General features: G+C 73.9%; 11 protein-coding genes and 1 tRNA gene. 1 reads left to right on the top strand and 11 read right to left on the bottom strand.

Going from position 1 to position 19,429, the window contains the following annotated elements:
• Nucleotides 1-22: 22 nt before the first annotated feature.
• The 5 genes from OG753_RS16400 to OG753_RS16420 all read right to left on the bottom strand — a co-directional run bounded on the left by OG753_RS16400 (nt 23) and on the right by OG753_RS16420 (nt 6,997).
• Nucleotides 23-1,498 carry a bifunctional phosphatase PAP2/diacylglycerol kinase family protein gene (locus OG753_RS16400; protein ID WP_405788926.1) on the bottom strand — a complete coding sequence of 492 codons (1,476 nt, stop codon included), beginning with the start codon at nt 1,496-1,498 and terminating at the stop codon, nt 23-25.
• Nucleotides 1,499-1,595: 97 nt separating this feature from the next.
• Nucleotides 1,596-2,747 carry a thioester domain-containing protein gene (locus OG753_RS16405; protein ID WP_405788927.1) on the bottom strand — a complete coding sequence of 384 codons (1,152 nt, stop codon included), beginning with the start codon at nt 2,745-2,747 and terminating at the stop codon, nt 1,596-1,598.
• A 263-nt stretch (nt 2,748-3,010) separates the two neighbouring features.
• Nucleotides 3,011-3,418, bottom strand: a complete 408-nt coding sequence (locus OG753_RS16410; RefSeq protein ID WP_327262520.1) for a single-stranded DNA-binding protein — start codon at nt 3,416-3,418, stop codon at nt 3,011-3,013.
• 122 nt (nt 3,419-3,540) lie between these two features.
• Entirely contained in the window at nt 3,541-5,376 is a 1,836-nt protein-coding gene (locus tag OG753_RS16415; RefSeq protein WP_327262521.1) for a GTPase, read from the bottom strand.
• Between the two features lie 4 nt (nt 5,377-5,380).
• On the bottom strand, nt 5,381-6,997 hold the full coding sequence (locus OG753_RS16420; protein ID WP_327262522.1) for a dynamin family protein: 1,617 nt from the start codon (nt 6,995-6,997) through the stop codon (nt 5,381-5,383).
• Nucleotides 6,998-7,329: 332 nt separating this feature from the next.
• On the opposite strand from OG753_RS16420, the gene OG753_RS16425 reads away from it, so the two are divergent.
• Nucleotides 7,330-7,402 (top strand) — tRNA-Arg (locus OG753_RS16425).
• A 140-nt stretch (nt 7,403-7,542) separates the two neighbouring features.
• Here the strand turns inward: OG753_RS16425 and OG753_RS16430 are convergent.
• The 6 genes from OG753_RS16430 to OG753_RS16455 form a co-directional block, all read right to left on the bottom strand.
• Entirely contained in the window at nt 7,543-8,856 is a 1,314-nt protein-coding gene (locus OG753_RS16430; protein ID WP_405788930.1) for a sulfate adenylyltransferase subunit 1, read from the bottom strand.
• Nucleotides 8,856-9,800 carry a sulfate adenylyltransferase subunit CysD gene (cysD, locus tag OG753_RS16435; protein WP_405788931.1) on the bottom strand — a complete coding sequence of 315 codons (945 nt, stop codon included), beginning with the start codon at nt 9,798-9,800 and terminating at the stop codon, nt 8,856-8,858. The genes OG753_RS16430 and cysD overlap by 1 nt, the downstream gene beginning before the upstream one ends.
• Nucleotides 9,767-10,360 (bottom strand): adenylyl-sulfate kinase, encoded by a 594-nt coding sequence (gene cysC / locus OG753_RS16440; protein ID WP_327262525.1) that lies wholly within the window; start codon nt 10,358-10,360, stop codon nt 9,767-9,769. The genes cysD and cysC overlap by 34 nt, the downstream gene beginning before the upstream one ends.
• A gap of 31 nt (nt 10,361-10,391) precedes the next feature.
• Entirely contained in the window at nt 10,392-14,990 is a 4,599-nt protein-coding gene (locus tag OG753_RS16445) for an amino acid adenylation domain-containing protein (RefSeq protein WP_405788933.1), read from the bottom strand.
• 78 nt (nt 14,991-15,068) lie between these two features.
• Nucleotides 15,069-18,476 carry a non-ribosomal peptide synthetase gene (locus OG753_RS16450; RefSeq protein ID WP_405788934.1) on the bottom strand — a complete coding sequence of 1,136 codons (3,408 nt, stop codon included), beginning with the start codon at nt 18,474-18,476 and terminating at the stop codon, nt 15,069-15,071.
• 15 nt (nt 18,477-18,491) lie between these two features.
• Nucleotides 18,492-19,427, bottom strand: a complete 936-nt coding sequence (locus OG753_RS16455; RefSeq protein WP_405788935.1) for a thioesterase II family protein — start codon at nt 19,425-19,427, stop codon at nt 18,492-18,494.
• Nucleotides 19,428-19,429: the final 2 nt, after the last annotated feature.

Raw genomic sequence — 19,429 nt, forward strand, 5'->3', positions numbered from 1 at the left:
GGGGGCTGGTCAGCGGGGCCCGTCAGCGGGGGCGGTAGACGGTCAGGGCGTCGGGGAGGCTGTCGAGGACCAGTGCGGAGGGGGCCGCGGAGTGTTCGCCGTCGTAGGCGAGCGGGGTGCCCGCGGGAATGTCCGCGATGCGCAGGCTGCGCAGACGGGTGGCCACGTGGACGGGGGAACGGCTCAGCGGGCCGGTGAAGGCGGCCGCCAGGAGCCGGGGGCCGGGACGGCCGCCACCGTGGACGAGGCGGAGGTCCAGAAGGCCCTCGCCCAGGTTGTCGCGGCGGCGGGGGGTGGGGCCGGTGCCGTGGTAGGTGCCGTTGCCCGCGAAGAGCAGCCATACGCTCCGGGGCCGCCCGGCCAGCCGCAGCCGTACGGGCCGCTGGGCGCGCAGCACCCGCCAGGCCGCCAGCAGCGCGGCGGGGCCCCCGCCGATCGTCGGGGCCCAGCGCAGCCGGTGGCCCAGCAGCTCCGGATACGCGCCGATGCTGAAATTGTTGAGGAAGTAGCCGGGCTCCCCCTCGGGCCCCGGGGAGAAGCGGCCCACGCCGATGTGGACGGCCTCGCCCTCGGCCACGGCGTGACAGGTGGCCTCGGTCCCGGCGAGGCCGAGGTCCATCGCGAAGTGGTTGAGGGTGCCACCGGGGAAGAGCGCCAGCGGTACCCCGGCGCGCAGTGCGGCGGTGGCCGCCGCGTTGACCGTGCCGTCGCCGCCGCAGACCCCGAGCACGGTGGCCCGCGAGGCCGCCTTGGACAGCGCGGCGGCCAGCTCCGAGCCGTCGCACTCGATCACCTCGGCCTCGGGGAGGCGGTCGCGCAGGACGTCGAGCCCCGCGGCGGCGGCCGTCCCCGACCCGGTGTTGACCACCACGACGAGCCCGGCCCCGTCGGGCAGCGCGGGGGCGCCGACGGCCGGCCGCTCGTCGCCCGGCACGATCTGGGCCTCCCGCGCGTCCCGGGCGAGGCGGCGTACGACGAATCCCGCGGCCACCCCCAGTGACGCGCCCACGAACACGTCGGAGGGGTAGTGCACGCCGGTGTAGACCCGGGAGAACGCCACGGACGCGGCGACCGGTGCCACCACGGCCCCCCAGCCCGGGGACGCCAGCGCCACGCCGGTGGCGAAGGCGAAGGCCGATGCCGAGTGCCCCGACGGGAAGGAGGTGGTCTGCGGCTGCGTGGCCAGCTGCCGGGTCAGGGGCACGCCCTCCAGCAACGGCCGCGGCCGGCGTACGGACCACTTGCCGACGGTGTTGATGGTCGCCGAGGCCAGGGCCAGCGAGGCGACCCCGCGCACCGCGGCCTTACGGGCACCGGCCGAGCCGAAGACGGCGATCGCGGCGGCGGCCCCGCCCCACAGCACCCCGTGGTTCGCGGCCCGCCCGAGCCGCGGCAGCACCCGGTCGGCCCCGGGCCAGTGCCGCCGGGCCACCGCGTCGAAAAGCCGGCGGTCCCATCGCGCGAAGACACCCGACCACGTCAGTTCTTGATCAGCCATCTTCTGCCCCTACCCCGGGCCGCGGATCCGAACCGGTCCCCGCGGCCACCCGGCCCACCCGGCCCACCCGTCCGTGCCGCGAAGGCCGCGCGCAGCCCTACGCCCCGTCCTCCTCGTCCAGCGGGCGCTTGCGGAGCAGCAGCACCACCAGGCCGCCGAGCACCACCAGGCCCACCGCCAGGGAGGCGATGACCGGAGTGGCCGCCGAGCTGCCGCTGGTCGCCAGCCGCTCCTCGTCCGGGGAGGTCGTCGGGACGGCTGCGGACTGCGCGCCCATCGCCTCGGCCGCCGGTCCGGAACCCGTGCCCGAGGTGTCGCCCGGGTCCGTCCCCACCGCGGTCACCGGGGGCTGCGGCCAGAGCGCGGTGGCCGTGGCGGCGGCCGCGGACTCGCTGGAGCCGGCCACGATCTGCGCGTGGGCCGGCAGCTCGCCCGTGAAAACCCGCCCGACCGGCACCTTGGTCGCGCCCTGGACGGTGACCGAGGCCGTGCCGTCCGGGGTGCCCGCGGGCACCTCGAAGTACAGCCGGCTCCCGTTGACGGCGGTGGTCAGGGGCTGCCCCTCGGCGTCCACCACCCGCACCCCCATCGCGACGGCCGCCGCGTCCGGGATGACCGACACGCTGCGCGCCCCGGTCCGCACGGTCACCGGGCCGAGCCGGGTGCCGACCGCCCCCGACACCTCGCCCGGGTCCAGCCGGAGCGAGGCCGGCGGCTCCGGCAGCTGCCCCGCCGCCCGCTGCAGGTAGTCGGCCAGCTTCTCGGCCGCCGGGTCCGCGGCCTCGACCTGCACGCCGTCCGCCAGCCGCCAGATCGCCACCTGGGTCCCGGCCGCCGCGCTCTGCGCGGTGAGGGCGCCGGCCCCGGCCGCCCTGGCGAGTCCGGCCAGATCGTTCAGCTGCGGGTAGGAGTGCTCCAGGACCCAGCGGATCCGGCCCGCCTCCCGGTGCCCGGCGAGCGGGCTTCCGCTCCAGCCGCTCTCGGTGTACCGGGCCTGGGGCTGGGCGTTGCCCGTGACGCCGACCCCGTACGTCTGGAGCATCCCGCCGCCGTCGACGCGCATCTCGTAGAGCCCGGCCGGGATCTGCCGGACTGATCCGTCCGCGCCGCGCAGGACCGCCTGCCCGTACGTCTTCAGCCCGTCCAGCACGGCGCGCGCGCCCTCCGGTGACCTGGGCGCCGCCGGGCCGGAGTCGGCGGCCGCGCGGGCCGCGGGCGCGGCGGTGAGGGCCGCGGCCAGCAGGGCCACCGCCAGCGGCCGGCGCGCGGAGCCCCGTACCGCGGCGGGTGGCTCGAGGCGAGCCGGAGCAGGAGCAGGAGCAGGACCAGGAGCAGATGCGGCCGCAGACGCAGATGGAGACGCAGACGCAGGAGCGGACGCAGCAGGTGGCGCAGGCGCGCGAGTGGGATCAGGAGCGGAGGATGCGGGAACGGCAATCGACACAGTCTTCCCCTTCGGGCCAAAGACCCAGGTGCCCGTGAGTACCGGGGAATCCTATCCGCCTCGAACACTCAGACCACCGCCGCCTTCTGAGTGGTCATCAGTGGCGTGTCCGTACGGACCACCCGGCGGAAGGCCGCGGTGCCGCGGTTCAGGTCGTGGCCGATGGCCGTCGCGTCGATCTCCGCGGAGAACCACCGGTTGCCCTCGCCGTCGGGCGGGTCCTCCCGGACGCGCAGCCGCCCGTGTACCACCAGCGGCTCGCCGACCGATACGGAACCGGCCAGGTTCACGGCGAGGGTCCGCCGCGCCCACACCGTGTAGAAGCTGGTGGTCCCGTCGGTCCAGGTGTCCTTGCGCCGGTCGAAGTACCGCGGCGTCACCGCGAAGCGGAACCGCGCCGCCGGGCCGTTCACCGTTTCCTTGTAGTCGATCTGCGTCGCCACGCAGCCCACCAGCGTCACCTGGGTGTCATACATCCCGGCCGCCCTCCCCCGTGGTTCCGGCCGTACGAACCCCCGTACGACCGCGCGTACGGACCATCCGTACGCGCTACGAACCATGCTGGGCCGGGCCGCCGATCCCCGCTCCGGCCTGTGGATTACTGGCGGGTTGTGGACAACTTGCTCCCCCCTGCGGCGACGGTGGCGTACTGCTCCCGCACCTCCCGGTAGCGCAGCAGCTCCGCCGCGACCGGTTCCAGCACCCGGGCCCGCCCGCACCCGGCCGCCGCCTGCCGCAGCCTGCGCTCCGCGTCCTGCCCGTACCGCCGCGCCGGGCCGCGGGCCGCGATCGAGCAGGACCATTCCACGAGCGGTCCGCCGATGATGCCCGCCACCATCAGCAGCACCGGCGGCAGCAGCCTCGGTTCCAGGACCCCGACGATCTGCCCGACCAGCCACAGCCCGCCGAAGATCTGCAGCAGGGTCATGGCGGCCTGCGCCAGCACCGCCGCCGGCCACCACGTGGGCCGCGGCGGCTTGACGCTCGGCACCGCGACCGCCGCCCCGAGCGTCACCGCGATGTCGTCGAGCGCCTCCGGGAGCCGGTCGGCGCCGCGCACCGCGGTCTCCCGTACCGCCTGCGCCCACGGCTCGGGCAGCCCGGTGACCGCCTCGTCGGCGACGGCCCGGACGGCCTGTTCCACCCGCTGCCGTGCGGTCACCTCCTCCTCCACCGGGGCCTCGGCGACCGCCGGGCCGCGGCCGCCGATCGCCGCCAGGGCCGCCAGCCCCGCCAGGGTGCGCGGCGCGCGGCGGCTCTCGTACCAGCGCCACAGCCGCAGCCACGGTGTCCCGCACGCCTTTCCGGCGTTGCGCCGCCATGCGCGCTCGGCGGCGAGCCCGGCCGCGTACGCCCCGACCGCCTCGGCGAGCCGGTCCTCGAACTCGGCGCGCGCCGCCTCCCCGATCTCCGGCCCGGCGTGTCCGTCGGCCACGTACAGCGGCCGCAGGCGCGCGGCCGCGCGGTCGACGTCGGCGGAGATCCGCCGGGTGGCGGCGCCCTTCTCCTGGGTGAACTGTCCGAGGAGCTCGCGCAGTTCCCCGACGCCCTCCCCGGTCAGTGCGGACAGCCCGAGGACGGTCGCGCCGGGCTCGCCGTGCTCGCCGAGGGCGATGCCGTCGTCGTCGAGGAGCCGGCGCAGGTCGTCCAGTACGAGGTCGGCGGCCTCCCCGGGCAGCCGGTCCACCTGGTTCAGGACGACGAAGGTCACCTCCGCGTGCCCGGCGAGCGGCCGCAGGTAACGCTCGTGCAGCACGGCGTCCGCGTACTTCTCCGGGTCCACCACCCACACCACGGCGTCGACCAGCGCCAGGACGCGGTCCACGTGGTCCCGGTGCGCGCCGACCGCCGAGTCCAGGTCGGGCAGGTCGACGAGGACCATCCCGCGCAAGGCCTCCGCCTCCGAGGTCTCGCGGGGCCGGCGTCGCAGGCGTCCGGGGATCTCCAGCCGGTCCAGCAGGCCGGCGGCTCCGTCCGACCAGCTGCACGCGATGGGTGCGGCGGTGGTCGGGCGGCGCAGGCCCATCTCCGAGATCTGCACCCCCGCGAGTGAATTGAAGAGAGTGGACTTGCCGCTTCCGGTGGCTCCGGCGATCGCGACGACCGTGTGCTGGGGCGAGAGCCCGCGGCGCGCGGCCGCCTCGTCCAGCACCCGCCCGGCCTCGGCGAGGGTCTTGCCGTCGAGCCTGGTCCGGGACAGCCCGACCAGCTGGCGCAGCGCGTCGAGGCGCAGCCGCAGGGCCTGCCCCTCCGGGCTGAGCGGCGGCGTGGCCGACTTGCCGCCGTCGCTGCCCTCGCCGGAGACGGCCCGTACGAGCGCCTCGTCGCCCTCGTCGCCGTCCGCCTCCTCGTTCCCGGTGACGGCCCGGGGGCGCGAGCGCGCGATGAAGCCGTCGTCCCAGCGGTCGTCGGTGCGGTCGGTCAGGGCGGTCACCGCGTCACCTCTCCTTCTGCAGTACGGACAGCGCGGCGATCAGCTCGGCCTGTGGTTCGGGGGTCACTTCGAGCGCCTCCAGCGGGGCGAGCCGGCGGTTGCGTTCGGCGCGCAGCACCTGGTCGAGGTGGTCGCCGACCAGTTCCCCGCCCCGGTCGCGCAGTCGCAGGGCGGCCTGTGCGCCGATCCGTTCGGCGAGCTTCTCCCCCGCGGGCCGGGCCCGCTTGCCGCCGAGGAGGGCGGCGGCGAGCAGGGCGGCGACGCCGCCGGCGTCGGGTGCCGGCTGCTTGTCGAGCTTGGCCACCTCCTCCTCGGCGAGCTCCTCCAGGACCCGCCGCCACCGGCGTACGGCCATGCCGATGCGTTCGCCGGCCTCCCGGTCGGGTGCGGGCAGCGGGACGGCGCCGGCGGCCGGCTCGCGGCGCCAGGCTTCGGCGATCCGCTCGTCGGCGGCGGCGACGGCGCACTGGAGGAGCGCGGCGAGGGATTCGGCGAGCGAGTCCAGCAGTTCTTCGGCGGTCGTGTCGAGGGGGTAGCCGCGCCACCGGGTCAGTGCGTCCCCGGCCAGTACGGCGCCGTGGTCGAGGCGGCCCCGGACCCGCTTGCCCTCCCGTTTGTACGCGTCCTCGACGGCCGAGGTCAGCCGTACGGCGGCGGCGTGCTGGGCGGCGACGGCGGAGGCGAGCTCCGGCATCCGGCGCCCGAGGGAGTCCAGCGCGCCGAGCGCGGTGCGCCCGACGGCGTACTGCCGGGCGGCCGGGTCCTGCGCGTGGTGGGCGAGCCAGGCGAAGAGCGGGGCGACGGCACTGGCCGGAAGCAGCCCGCCCCCGCCCGCGGACTCGGGCAGTTCGGGCACGGTGAAGCGCGGTACGTCGCCCAGCCCGGCCTTGGTGAGCAGGGCCCCGTACTGCCGTGAGACCTCGGCGAGCACCTGGTGCGGGACCCGGTCGAGGACGGTGATGAGGGTGGCCCTGTACTGCTTGGCGGTGCGCAGCAGGTGCCAGGGGACGGCGTCGGCGTACCGCGATGCGGTGGTGACCATCACCCAGACGTCGGCGGCGCAGATGAGTTCGGCGGCGAGGGTGCGGTTCTCGACGACGAGGGAGTCGATGTCGGGGGCGTCGAGGATGGCCAGCCCGCGGGGCAGGCTGGAGACGGTTTCGATCCGCATCTCGCGGGTCGCGTGGGTGCCCGCGGACCCCCGGTCGCGGGCCCGGGACTTGGCGGCGGGGGGCGTCTCCTCCTCCTCGTGCGGCACCCAGACCCGCATCAGGTCGGGGAGTACGCGCATTCCGGCGAACCAGTGGTGGTCATCCGGATGGCAGACGAGCACCGGTGTGCGCGTGGTCGGTCGCAGCACCCCGGCTTCGCTGACCTGCCGGCCGACGAGGGAGTTGACGAGGGTGGACTTACCGGCCCCGGTGGACCCGCCGACGACGGCGAGCATCGGCGCCTCGGGCGCCTTCAGCCGGGGTACGAGGTAGTCGTCGAGCTGCGCGAGCAGCTCGGCTCTGGTCTGGCGGGCGCGCGGAGCGCCGGGCAGGGGCAGCGGCAGACGCACGGACGCGACCCGGTCGCGCAGGGCGGACAGGGCATCGAGCAGCTGAGGCCGAACATCCAAGGTCACCACATGCGAAGAATGCCCAATTTGGGACCATTTTTGAAGCTTATACGTCCTCTGCGCGCCGACCGCGACTCCAGTGGGACATTCTGGGCACGACGGACGAGTGGGGCGCAGGCATAACGAGTGCACAACACCAGGGGCGACGCGGCGCAAAAGCGATGCGAGAATCGCACCTGCCTGCGATTATCGGGACCGCTTCACCGAACCTCCACATCGTGGCCCGCGAGTGAAGCAACCGGGACAAGGCAACCGGAGCCCTATCCTTGACCCGGCACGGACCTCAGCCCCACCCCCACCGGGGGCTCCAGGCCCACCAAGGCCACCTTCCGGCCCCCGTAGCTCAGTGGATAGAGCAGGTGCCTTCTAAGCACTTGGCCGCAGGTTCGAGTCCTGCCGGGGGCACTCTTCACGTCCCACCTCAAGCCCTCCCCCCGGGGAGGGCTTTCGTGCGTACGGGGACGCGGGCGTACGGGGGCAACGGACGCGCCCGGGCGCGACGACGGCCCGCCGGGGGTGCGGCGGGCCGTTCGTGCGGGTGCGGGTCAGCCCTCGGTGCCGAGGCCCGGGCCCGCCATGCCGGCGGCGAGGGTGGTGCCGTCCGAGGGCTCGATCAGCAGGAACGAGCCCGTCAGGCGCGAGGCGCCGTACGGGTCCAGGGCCAGGGGCTCGGCCGTGCGCAGCAGGACCCGGCCGATGTCGTTGGCCACGAGCCGGCCCGGGTTCGGCTGCCGGGTCAGGTCCTGCAGGTCCAGCCGGGACTCGATGTCCCGTACGACGGCCTGCACCGTGCGGGTGGTGTGCTTGAGCAGGACGCGGGCGCCGACGGTCAGGGGCCGGTCCGCCACGTGGCAGACGGTGGCCTCCACGTCCCGGGTGGTGTCCGGGGCGCTCGCGGAGGGGGCGATCAGGTCGCCCCGGGAGATGTCGACGTCGTCCTCCAGCAACAGCGTCACCGACTGCGGGGCGCGTGCGGCGTCGGCGCGCTCCCCCAGGACGTCGATGCCGCGGATGGTGCTGGTCAGCCCGGACGGCAGGATGGTGACCTGCTCGCCCACGCTGAGCGTGCCCGCCGCCAACTGGCCGGCGTAGCCGCGGTAGTCGGGGTGCTCGGCGGTCTGCGGACGGATCACGTACTGCACCGGGAAGCGGGCGGGCGCCTCGGCGGCGTCCCGGCCGACCGGGACGGTCTCCAGGTGTTCCAGCACCGTCGGGCCCACGTACCAGTCCATGTTGGCGGACGGGTCCACCACGTTGTCGCCGTTCAGGGCGGAGATCGGGACGGGGGTGACCGCCGGGATGCCGAGGGAGGCCGCGTACGTGGCGAACTCGTCGGCGATGGCGGCGTAGGCGGCCTCGTCGTAACCCACCAGGTCCATCTTGTTGACGGCCAGGACCACCTGCGGGACGCGCAGGAGGGCCGCGACGGCCGCGTGCCGGCGGGTCTGCTCCACCACCCCGTTGCGGGCGTCGACCAGGATGATCGCGAGCTCGGCCGTGGAGGCTCCGGTGACCATGTTGCGGGTGTACTGCACGTGCCCGGGGGTGTCGGCGAGGATGAACCGGCGCCGGGCGGTGGCGAAGTAGCGGTAGGCCACGTCGATGGTGATGCCCTGCTCCCGCTCGGCCCGCAGGCCGTCGGTGAGCAGCGCCAGGTCGGGTGTGTCCTGGCCGCGCTGGGCGGAGACGGCCTCCACGGCCTCCAGCTGGTCGGTCAGGATCGACTTGGAGTCGTGCAGCAGCCGGCCCACCAGGGTGGACTTGCCGTCGTCGACGGAACCGGCGGTGGCCAGGCGCAGGGTGTCGATGGCGACGGCGGCGTCCTCGAGTACCGGTGCCGGGGAGTCCAGGATTGTCATTAGAAGTACCCTTCGCGCTTGCGGTCTTCCATCGCGGCCTCGGACATCTTGTCGTCGGCGCGGGTCGCGCCCCGCTCGGTGAGCCGGGAGGCGGCGATCTCGGCGATCACGGCGTCGAGCGTGGTGGCGTCGGAGTCCACCGCGCCGGTGCAGGACATGTCGCCGACGGTGCGGTAGCGGATGAGCCGCTTCTCGGGCGTCTCGCCCTCCTTCGGACCGCCCCACTCGCCGGCCGTCAGCCACATCCCGTTGCGCAGGAACACCTCGCGCTCGTGGGCGAAGTAGATCTCCGGCAGCTCGATCTCCTCGCGGGCGATGTACTGCCAGACGTCCAGCTCGGTCCAGTTGGAGAGCGGGAAGACCCGCACGTGCTCGCCGGGGGCGTGGCGGCCGTTGTAGAGCTGCCACAGCTCGGGGCGCTGACGGCGGGGGTCCCACTGGGAGAACTCGTCGCGCAGGGAGAAGACGCGCTCCTTGGCGCGGGCCTTCTCCTCGTCGCGCCGCCCGCCGCCGAAGACCGCGTCGAACCTCAGGCTCTGGATCGCCTCCGTCAGCGGGACGGTCTGGAGCGGGTTGCGGGTGCCGTCCGGGCGCTCGTGCAGCCGGCCGTTGTCGATGTACTCCTGGACGGAGGCCACGTGCAGCCGCAGTCCGCACCGGGCCACCGCGCGGTCGCGGTAGTCCAGCACCTCGGGGAAGTTGTGGCCGGTGTCCACGTGGAGGAGGACGAAGGGCACCGGCGCCGGGGCGAACGCCTTGCGGGCGAGGTGCAGCATGACGATGGAGTCCTTGCCGCCGGAGAAGAGGATCACCGGCTTCTCGAACTCCCCCGCCACCTCACGGAAGATGTGCACGGCCTCGGACTCGAGGACGTCCAGGTGCGTCAGCGGCGCGAGCCGGACGGCGGTGGTCACAGCAGTCCCCTTTCGGACAGCAGCGCCCATACCGCGTCCGCGGATTCCTGGCTGCTCTGTTGGTGGGTTTCCAGCCGCAGGTCCGGCCGGGCCGGCTGCTCGTACGGGTCGTCGACCCCGGTCAGTCCGGAGATCTCGCCGGCGGCCTGCTTGGCGTACAGGCCCTTCACGTCGCGCTCCGAGCACACCTCGACCGGGGTGGCCACGTGGATCTCCAGGTAGGCGGTGCCGCGGTCGGCGTGCCGCTTGCGGACGGCCTCGCGGCTGTCCTCGTACGGGGCGATCACCGGGACCAGCGTGACGACCCCGTTGGCCGAGAGCACGTCGGCGACCAGGCCGATGCGCTGGACGTTGGTGTTGCGGTCCTCCCGCGAGTAGCCGAGGCCGGCCGAGAGGAACCGGCGGATCTCGTCCCCGTCGAGTATCTCCACCCGGCGGCCGGCGGCGCGCAGCCGCTCGGCGAGGAGCCCGGCGATGGTGCTCTTGCCGGAGCTGGGCAGGCCGGTCAGCCATACGGTCGCACCGCAGGTGCAGCTGGGGCAGGGCGGGGCCGCCGGCTCGGCGGGCGGACTCTCCTGAGTCAGTGTCATGGTCAATCTCCTGACGGGCTCGGCCTGGTTCTCAGGCCCGGGTCCCTGCGGGAACGGACGCGGTCGCGGGGGTGGCGGACGCGGATGCGGACGCGGATGCGGTCGCGGCGGGCCGGGGGGCGCGGTGGCGGCTCCGGTCGGCCCGGCGGAGCGGGGTGCGGCTGACCTGCTTGGCCGCCTCCTCCTCAATGTGGACGGCCAGCCCGGCCACGGTGGGGTGCTGGAAGAAGGCGCCGAGGCGGACCTCGGTGGAGCAGGCGTCGCCGATGCGGGCGGCGACGCGGGTGGCGAGCAGCGAGTGGCCGCCCAGGTCGAAGAAGTTGTCCAGGGCGCCGACCCGGGCCACGCCGAGCACGTCCGACCAGACCGTGGCGATGGCCCGCTCGGTCGGGGTGCGCGGCGCGACGTAGACCGTGGTGGCGGCCTCGCGTCCGGTGCTGGGGGCGGGCAGGGCCTTGCGGTCCAGCTTGCCGTTGGCGCTCAGCGGCCACGCGTCCAGGACGAGGAAGTGCCGCGGGATCATGGATTCGGGGAGCATGGCGTGCAGGTGGGCACGGAGCTCGGGGACCAGGGCACTGCGCCAGACCGCCTCGAGCGGGTCGTTGGAGTAGACGCCCCAGCCCCGGTCGGGCGCGGTCATCGCGAGTTCGCGCACGGGGCGCAGGGCGCGGGCGGCCGACCGGGTGATCAGTACGTCGAGACGGCCGGGCCGCTCGGGGTGCAGGGCGGGGACCACCTGGTAGCCCAGTTCGCCCACCCGCTCGCCCAGTTCGTGCGGGTCGAGGGTGGCGTCCGGGCCGCCGTCGGCGGGCAGGTCGGCCGCGAGCCGGGCGTCGGTGACCGCGGAGATCAGAGCGCTGTCGGGCTGCTCGGCGCGCAGTCGTTCGACCAGTTCGGCGACCGGTGCGACCGGCCACTCCTCCAGCGGCTTGCCCTCGTCGGTGGCCGGCTCGGCCCCGGCGAGGTGCAGGACGGCGTCGTAGCGGTACTTGACCAGCTCGTTGCGGTGGCCGCCGCGCTTCGAGAGCAGGGAGACGCCCGCGATCTCGGGCCGGTCGCCGGCCAGTGCGGTGAAGAAGCCGGGGTCGATGACGAGTTCGGCGTCGCGGGCGACGCGGTCCGCCACGGCCCGGTCGAACTCCGGGCCCTCGGAGGGACCTTCGGCATCGGCGCGCTCGAGGGAGGCGTGGAAGGTTTCCAGCAGGGCCTGGTTGCGTACGTCGCCGACGATCACGGCGCCGCCGGGGCGGACCACGCGCAGGGCCTTGGTGAGGACCTCGGCCAGGTAGTCGGCGTTCGGGAAGTACTGGGCCACGGAGTTGATCAGCACGATGTCGAAGCTGTCGTCGGCGACCCCGTCGAAGTCCTCGGCGGAGCGCTGGAGCAGCTCGACCCGGCCCGCCCCCTCGGGCAGCAGCGGCAGCTTGGCCTCCAGGTCGCGGATGGCCACCTCGGAGACGTCGATGCCGCAGTAGTACTCGGCGTGCGCGGCGATCGGGAACATCAGCAGACCCGTGCCGCAGCCGATCTCCAGGACCCGCCGGTGGGGCAGGGCCAGGACCCGGCCGACGATGGAGTCGACCCAGGAGCGCATCTCGTCGGCGCCGAGCGGCTCGCCGGTGTAGGAGCTGATCCAGCCGGAGATGTCGAAGGTGGGATCGGCGGTCTGCTGTTCCCCGGCCTGGTAGATCTGGTCGAAGACCTCGCTCCACCGGTCCACCTGGGCCTCGTCCCCGCCGACGCTGCGGGCGGCGCCTGCCGCCTTGGTGAGGTAGGCGACGAGCTGGGGGGTGCCGTCGGCGTCGGGTACGGCGGTGACCAGGGCCTGGTCCACCGTCGGGTGTTCGACGAGGGCGGTCTCGATCTCGACGGGCTCGATGCGCTGGCCGCGGATCTTGATCTGGTGGTCGAGGCGGCCGAGGTACTCGACGGTGCCGTCGGCCCGCCAGCGGACCAGGTCGCCGGTGCGGTAGAGCCGGCCGCCCGCGGAGAACGGGTCGGGCACGAACCGGTCGGCCGTCAGCCCCGGACGCCGGTGATAACCACGCGCCAGCGGGACACCGCCGATGCACAGCTCACCCGGCACACCCACCGGCTGGACCCGCATGGCCGCGTCCAGGACGTGGATCCGCGCGCCGGTGATCGGGGCGCCGATCGGCACCCGGCGGGCCGGTACGGGGCTGGTCACGTGGTGGGCGGTGACGTCGATGGAGGCCTCGGTGGGCCCGTACAGGTTGTGCAGTTCGGCGTGCGGGAACAGCCGGTGGAAGGTGGCGCAGACCTCGGCGGTGAGCTCCTCGCCGCTGCACACGACGCGGCGCAGCTCGGGCAGTCGCACGCCCGCCGCGTCCTCGGCCGCCTCGGCGGTGTCCAGGAACACCTTGAGCATGGACGGGACGAAGTGGGTGGTGGTGACGGAGGCCGCGGCGGCGGCCCGGGCCAGGTAGCCGGGGTCGCGCTGGCCGCCCGGGTCGGCCATGACGATGCGGGCGCCGGTCAGCAGGGCCCAGGTGAGCTCCCAGACGGACACGTCGAACCCGATGGGGGTCTTGTGCAGGACCCGGTCGGTGTGGTCGAGGCGGTAGCGGTCCTGCATCCACAGCAGCCGGTTGGTGATGGCGTGGTGGGAGTTGGCGGCGCCCTTGGGGCGGCCGGTGGAGCCCGAGGTGTAGAGCACGTAGGCCGGGTTCTGCGGGTGGAGGGGGACCGCGGGACGGGTCGCGGGAAGCCCGGCGAGGTCCTCGGTGAGGTCCTCGACCCGCACCACCTCCACATCCTCCGCCCCGGCCAGCACGGCATCCGCACCCGCCGAGGTCAGCACCACGACCGGACGACCGTCCTCCACCAGATAACGCACCCGCTCCGCCGGATACGACGGATCCAGCGGCAGATACGCCGCCCCCGCCTTCAGCACACCCAACAGCGCCGGCACCAGATCCGGCCCACGCTCCAGGCACACACCCACCAAAGACTCGGCACCCACCCCACGCCCACGCAGCCACCACGCCAGACGATTCGCCCGCTCATCCAGCTCCGCATACGTGTACGACCAGGCACCCGCCCCACCGACACCATCACCCGACACCGCAACCTCACCGGGCGACACATCCACCCGGCCCTCGATCAACTCATGCAGCAACGCGGGCGCATACGGCTCCACACCCACACCACTGAAACCGGCCAGCACCTCACGCTGACCCGAACCCACCACATCCAGACTCTCCACCGGCACATCCGGAGCCACCACAGCCGACTCCAGCAACGCCACCACACCCTCGACCAGACGCACCGCCGTCGCCCGGTCGTACAACTCCGACGAAAACTCCAGAGCGCCGGACAGAGTGCCCTCGGCGGTCACCGTGAGCTCCAGCTCCAGGTCGAACTTGGCGGTGCCGGTGTGCAGCGGAACCACCTCGAAGGTGACGCCGGGCAGCCGCACCTCGGGGTAGGGGGTGTTGTGCAGGACGAGCATGTGGTTGACGAAGGGGATCCGGCCCGAGCTGTGCCGGTCGGGGCTGAGTTCCTGGACGATCCGCTCGAAGGGCACGTCCTGGTGCGCGAAGCCGTCCTGGGCGCTCTGCCGGGAGCGGCGCAGCACCTCGCGGAAGGAGGCACCGCCACCGACGTCCACCCGCAGGGCCAGCGTGTTCACGAAGAACCCGACCAGCGGCTCCAGTTCCGTACGCGTACGGCCCGCGACGGCCGTGCCCACGACCACGTCGCTCTGCCCCGACCAGCGGCCCAGCACCGAGGAGAAGGCGCCGAGCAGGCCCATGAACAGGGTCGCCGACTCCTCCTCGACCAGCCGGGTCAGGCCGGCCACGACCGGCGCCGGGACCTCGATCCGTACGGAGTCGCCCGCGAAGGAGTCCACGGCGGGCCGCGGCCGGTCACCGGGGACCTCCGGGGCGGTGGCCCCGTCCAGCTGCCCGCTCCAGTACGCGAGCTGCTTCTCCAGCCGCTCGCCCGACAGCCACTCGCGCTGCCACACCGCGAAGTCTGCGTACTGCACCGGCAGTTCGGGAAGGTCCGCGCTGCGGCCCGACACGGTGGCGGCGTAGATCGCGCCGAGTTCCTCGACGAGGACGCCCAGCGACCAGCCGTCGACCACGATGTGGTGCATGCACAGGACCAGGACGTGCTCGGAAGGGTCGACGGCGATCAGCGAGCCGCGCAGCAGCGGTCCGGTGGACAGGTCGAAGCCGCGGGCGGTCTCGGCGCGCACCCGCTCGCGCACCGCTTCCTCGCCGCGTCCGGCCGCCTCGGTCACCGGCAGGGTGACCGTGACCGTGGCGGCGGGTCGCACGACCTGGTGGACGGAGCCGTCCGCGTCCTCCTGGAAGACGGTGCGCAGCACCTCGTGGCGGGCGACGACCTCACCGAGCGAGCTCTCCAGGGCGGCCACGTCCACGGCTCCGCGCAGCCGGACCAGGCCGACCATGGAGTAGAGGGGGGAGCCCTGCTGCATGCGGTCGAAGAAGTGCAGCCGCTCCTGGGCGAAGGACAGCGGGGCGGGTGCCGAGGGGTCGGGCCGCCGTTCGACGGCCGTCGCCGTGCGGGCCACGCCCTGACGGTCGAGCAGCTGGTCGAGGAGCTTCTGCTGCTCGGCGGAGAAGGAGTCGAGGGCCATGGGGTCGTACCTCCGTGGTCACGTACGAGGTCAATAGGCGCGCGTGCGCGATGGACTGGGGGGCTCCGGTGCGGCCGGTCAGGCCTGGAGCTGTGCGGCGATCTCGTCCGCCTGCAGCCGGCTGATCTGGAGCACGAGCTCGGCGATCTGATCGGCGTCGTGTCCGCCGGCCGCGCGGGCCGTGTCGCGGACGACGGCGGCGAGCTGGCGGACGGTGGAGATCCCCACGAAGGAGCGCAGCGAGACCTCGACGCGCAGCATCGTGTTGATCCGGGAGACCACCTGGGTGGCGAGCAGCGAGTGCCCGCCGAGGTCGTAGAAGTCGTCCTGGGCGCCGACCCGGTCGACCTTGAGGACGTCGTGCCAGATCCCGGCGAGGACCTCTTCGAGGGCATCGGCGGGCGCCTCGTACGTACGCTCCACGACGAGCCGTTCGCCGGGTGCGGACGGCAGCCTCTTGAGGTCGACCTTCCCGTTGGCGAGCAGCGGGAAGGCCTCCAGGCGGACCAGTACGCCGGGGACCATGGCGGCGGGCAGCCGCTCGGCGAGGAAGGCGCGCAGCGGTCCGGCGGCCAGCGGCTCGGCGTCCAGGTGTGCGGCGCCGGGGCGTTCGGTGAGGTAGGCGACGAGCTGGGGGGTGCCGTCGGCGTCGGGTACGGCGGTGACCAGGGCCTGGTCCACGGTCGGGTGTTCGACGAGGGCGGTCTCGATCTCGGCGGGCTCGATGCGCTGGCCGCGGATCTTGATCTGGTGGTCGAGGCGGCCGAGGTACTCGACGGTGCCGTCGGCCCGCCAGCGGACCAGGTCGCCGGTGCGGTAGAGCCGGCCGCCCGCGGAGAACGGGTCGGGCACGAACCGGTCGGCCGTCAGCCCCGGACGCCGGTGATAACCACGCGCCAGCGGGACACCGCCGATGCACAGCTCACCCGGCACACCCACCGGCTGGACCCGCAGAGCGGCGTCGAGGACGTACACGCGGGAGCCGGGGACCGGGCGGCCGATGGAGGTCCGGCCGGGCGGTACGGGGGCGGTGACCTGGTGGGTGGTGGCGTCGATGGTGGTCTCGGTGGGCCCGTACATGTTGTTCAGGCGGGCGCCGGGGAGCTGGCGCAGGAACTCGGCGGCCAGGTCGGGCGAGAGCTCCTCACCGCCGCACAGCATCAGCCGCAGGTCCGCCGCGCGGGCGGAGAGCCCGCCGTGGTCGAGGAGGGCGCGGAGCATGGACGGCACCACGTCGCAGCAGGTGATCCGGGACCGCTCGCACAGGTCGAGCAGGTAGCCGGGGTCGCGGTGGCCGCCGGGGGCCGCCATCACGATCCGCCCGCCGGTCAGCAGCGGGACGAAGCACTCCCACAGGTGCGGGTCGAAGCCGAGCGGCGACTTGTGCACGACGCGGTCGCCGGGGTGGAAGCCGTACTGGTCGACCATGCCGCGCAGCCGGTTGGTGACGGCGTGGTGGTGCAGCAGGGCGCCCTTGGGGCGGCCGGTGGAGCCCGAGGTGTACAGGGCGCACAGGGGGTTCTGCGGGTGGAGGGGGACCGCGGGACGGGTCGCGGGAAGCGCGGCGAGGTCCTCGGTGAGGTCCTCGACCCGCACCACCTCCACATCCTCCGCCCCGGCCAGCACGGCATCCGCACCCGCCGAGGTCAGCACCACGACCGGACGACCGTCCTCCACCAGATAACGCACCCGCTCCGCCGGATACGACGGATCCAGCGGCAGATACGCCGCCCCCGCCTTCAGCACACCCAACAGCGCCGGCACCAGATCCGGCCCACGCTCCAGGCACACACCCACCAAAGACTCGGCACCCACCCCACGCCCACGCAGCCACCACGCCAGACGATTCGCCCGCTCATCCAGCTCCGCATACGTGTACGACCAGGCACCCGCCCCACCGACACCATCACCCGACACCGCAACCTCACCGGGCGACACATCCACCCGGCCCTCGATCAACTCATGCAGCAACGCGGGCGCATACGGCTCCACACCCACACCACTGAAACCGGCCAGCACCTCACGCTGACCCGAACCCACCACATCCAGACTCTCCACCGGCACATCCGGAGCCACCACAGCCGACTCCAGCAACGCCACCACACCCTCGACCAGACGCACCGCCGTCGCCCGGTCGTACAACTCCGAGGAAAACTCCAGAGCACCCGTCAGTCCGCCGTCGGCCTCCGGAACCAGCTCCACGCTGAGGTCCAGCTGGGCGACTTCGCGGGCCAGTTCGACGACCTCCACGCCGAGTCCGCCGAGCGTCGGCGGCCGCATCGGGACGTTGCGCAGCGCGAGCATCACCTGGACCACCGGCGGGCGGCCGCTGCTGCGGTCGACGCCCAGCTCCTGGACGATCCGCTCGAAGGGCACGTCCTGGTGCGCGAAGCCGTCCAGGGAGCTCTGCCGGGAGCGGCGGACCAGCTCGCGGAAGGAAGCACCGCCACCGGTGTCCACCCGCAGGGCCAGGGTGTTCACGAAGAACCCGACCAGCGGCTCCAGTTCCGTACGCGTACGGCCCGCGACGGCCGTGCCCACGACCACGTCGCTCTGCCCGGCCCAGCGGCCCAGCACGGCGGCGAACGCCCCGAGCAGACCCGTGAACAGGGTCGCCGACTCGCCTTCGACCAGCCGGGTGAGGCGGGTGACGAGCTCCGGGGACAGGGTCACCGGCACCGAATCACCGGCGAAGGACTGCTCGGCCGGCCGGGGCCGGTCGCCGGGCACGTCGAGCACGGCGGCGCCGGCCAGCTGCCCGCGCCAGTACGCGAGCTGCTCCTCCAGCCGCTCCCCCGACAGCCACTCGCGCTGCCACACCGCGAAGTCCGCGTACTGCACCGGCAGTTCGGGGAGCCGGGGAGCACGCGCCTGCGCGCAGGCGGCATACATCTCGGCGAGCTCGTCGACGAGGACGCCCAGCGACCAGCCGTCGACCACGATGTGGTGGACGCAGAGCACCAGCGCCCAGTCGTTCTCCGTGCGGCGCAGCAGCGAGGCCCGCACCAGCGGTCCGCGGGCGAGGTCGAAGGGCAGGGACACCTCGGTCCGCACCCGCCCGAAGAGTCCTTCCTCGCCGGTACCGGCGGGCAGCTCGACGACCGGCAGCGACACCCGGCCGGCAGGCCGGACGATCTGCTGGACGGTGCCGTCGGCGCCTTCGCCGAAGACGGTGCGCAGTACCTCGTGCCGGGCGACGAGCGCGTCGAGCGCGCCCTGGAGGGCGGGTACGTCCACGGCCCCGGTCAGGCGGAGCACGATGGGCAGGACGTACGCGGTGGAGTCGGGCTCGAGGGCGTGGAGGTACCAGAGCCGCTCCTGGCCCGGCGAGGAGGGGAAGGTGTGCTCGGCGCCCTCGGTCCGCGGGCGGCGGGAGACGGCCGGATTCTTCAGGGCCTTGCGGCGGGCCAGTTCGAGCGTGAGCCTGGCCCGCTGCTCGGGGGTGAGCCCGGCCAGGGCATGGGTGAGTGCTGCTTCGGTGGTCATCTGCTGCTCCTGGGCTCAGGCGCCGGGTGTGATCAGTTCGAGGTCGCGTGCGAGCGCGGCGAGTACGGGTCCGGGGTTCTCGTGGAGGAAGAAGTGACCGCCGGGGAAGACCCGCAGGAGACGGTCGCCGTCGACTTCTCCGGGCCCCCACGGCCAGGCTTCGTCCGGGCCGACCAAGGGGTCGTCGCCGCCCGTGTAGACGCGCAGGGCGCAGGGCATCGGGCGCTCCCGGCGGGCCCGGTGGCGCGCGAGCACCTCCAGGTCGGCGCGGAGCACCGGCAGGTACAGCCGCAGGAACTCCGGGTGTTCGCGCAGTGCGGGCGGCAGGCTGCGGGAGTGGTCGAGCAGGGCGAGCAGCTCCTCGTCCGGGGTGTCGGCCCCGGCGGCCCAGCGGTCGGGCCGGTCCGCGGCGGGGTGGGCCGAGGCGGCGACGATGATGCCCCGCACCGGCTGTCCGCCGCTCCCCGCGCCGATGGCGACGCCGCCGTCGCCGCTGTCGCCGCCGTCGTTCCCCCGCCGCCCGTACCGGTGGCGCAGCGAGCGGGCCAGTTCCCAGCCGACGACCGCTCCCATGCTGTGCCCGAAGATCACCAGCGGCAGCTCGGGGAGCGCCGCCAGGGCGGTCTCGATGCCGTCGATCACATCGGCCATCCGGTGCAGGGCGGGCTCGCCCATCCGGGAGCCGTGGCCGGGCAGCTCGACGGCGACCACCTCGGTGCCGTCGGGCAGCTGCTCGGCCCAGTGCCCGTACGCCTGGGCGGTGCCGCCGGCCGGCGGCAGGCAGAGCAGCCGGCGGCGGGCGGGGCCGGGGGACCGCCGGATGCGCAGCCAGCGCGAGCCGGCGACAGCGGCAGCGGCCGCGACGGGGGCAGAGGTGGTGAGGGCGGGGGCGGGGGCGGGGCGGCCCGGCGCGGTGGCCGGGCCGCTCAGCAGCGGGGAACTGATGCTCATCC

The organism is Streptomyces sp. NBC_00029 (assembly GCF_045160505.1).
Lineage (GTDB): Bacteria > Actinomycetota > Actinomycetes > Streptomycetales > Streptomycetaceae > Streptomyces.

Excerpts from the sequence above, each read along its gene's own strand:
- OG753_RS16410 (WP_327262520.1), bottom strand. The coding sequence starts at position 3,418 with ATGTATGACACCCAGGTGACGCTGGTGGGCTGCGTGGCGACGCAGATC.
- OG753_RS16445 (WP_405788933.1), bottom strand. The coding sequence starts at position 14,990 with ATGGCCCTCGACTCCTTCTCCGCCGAGCAGCAGAAGCTCCTCGACCAG.
- cysC (WP_327262525.1), bottom strand. The coding sequence starts at position 10,360 with ATGACACTGACTCAGGAGAGTCCGCCCGCCGAGCCGGCGGCCCCGCCC.
- OG753_RS16450 (WP_405788934.1), bottom strand. The coding sequence starts at position 18,476 with ATGACCACCGAAGCAGCACTCACCCATGCCCTGGCCGGGCTCACCCCC.
- OG753_RS16455 (WP_405788935.1), bottom strand. The coding sequence starts at position 19,427 with ATGAGCATCAGTTCCCCGCTGCTGAGCGGCCCGGCCACCGCGCCGGGC.
- OG753_RS16400 (WP_405788926.1), bottom strand. The coding sequence starts at position 1,498 with ATGGCTGATCAAGAACTGACGTGGTCGGGTGTCTTCGCGCGATGGGAC.
- OG753_RS16430 (WP_405788930.1), bottom strand. The coding sequence starts at position 8,856 with ATGACAATCCTGGACTCCCCGGCACCGGTACTCGAGGACGCCGCCGTC.
- cysD (WP_405788931.1), bottom strand. The coding sequence starts at position 9,800 with ATGGGCGCTGCTGTCCGAAAGGGGACTGCTGTGACCACCGCCGTCCGG.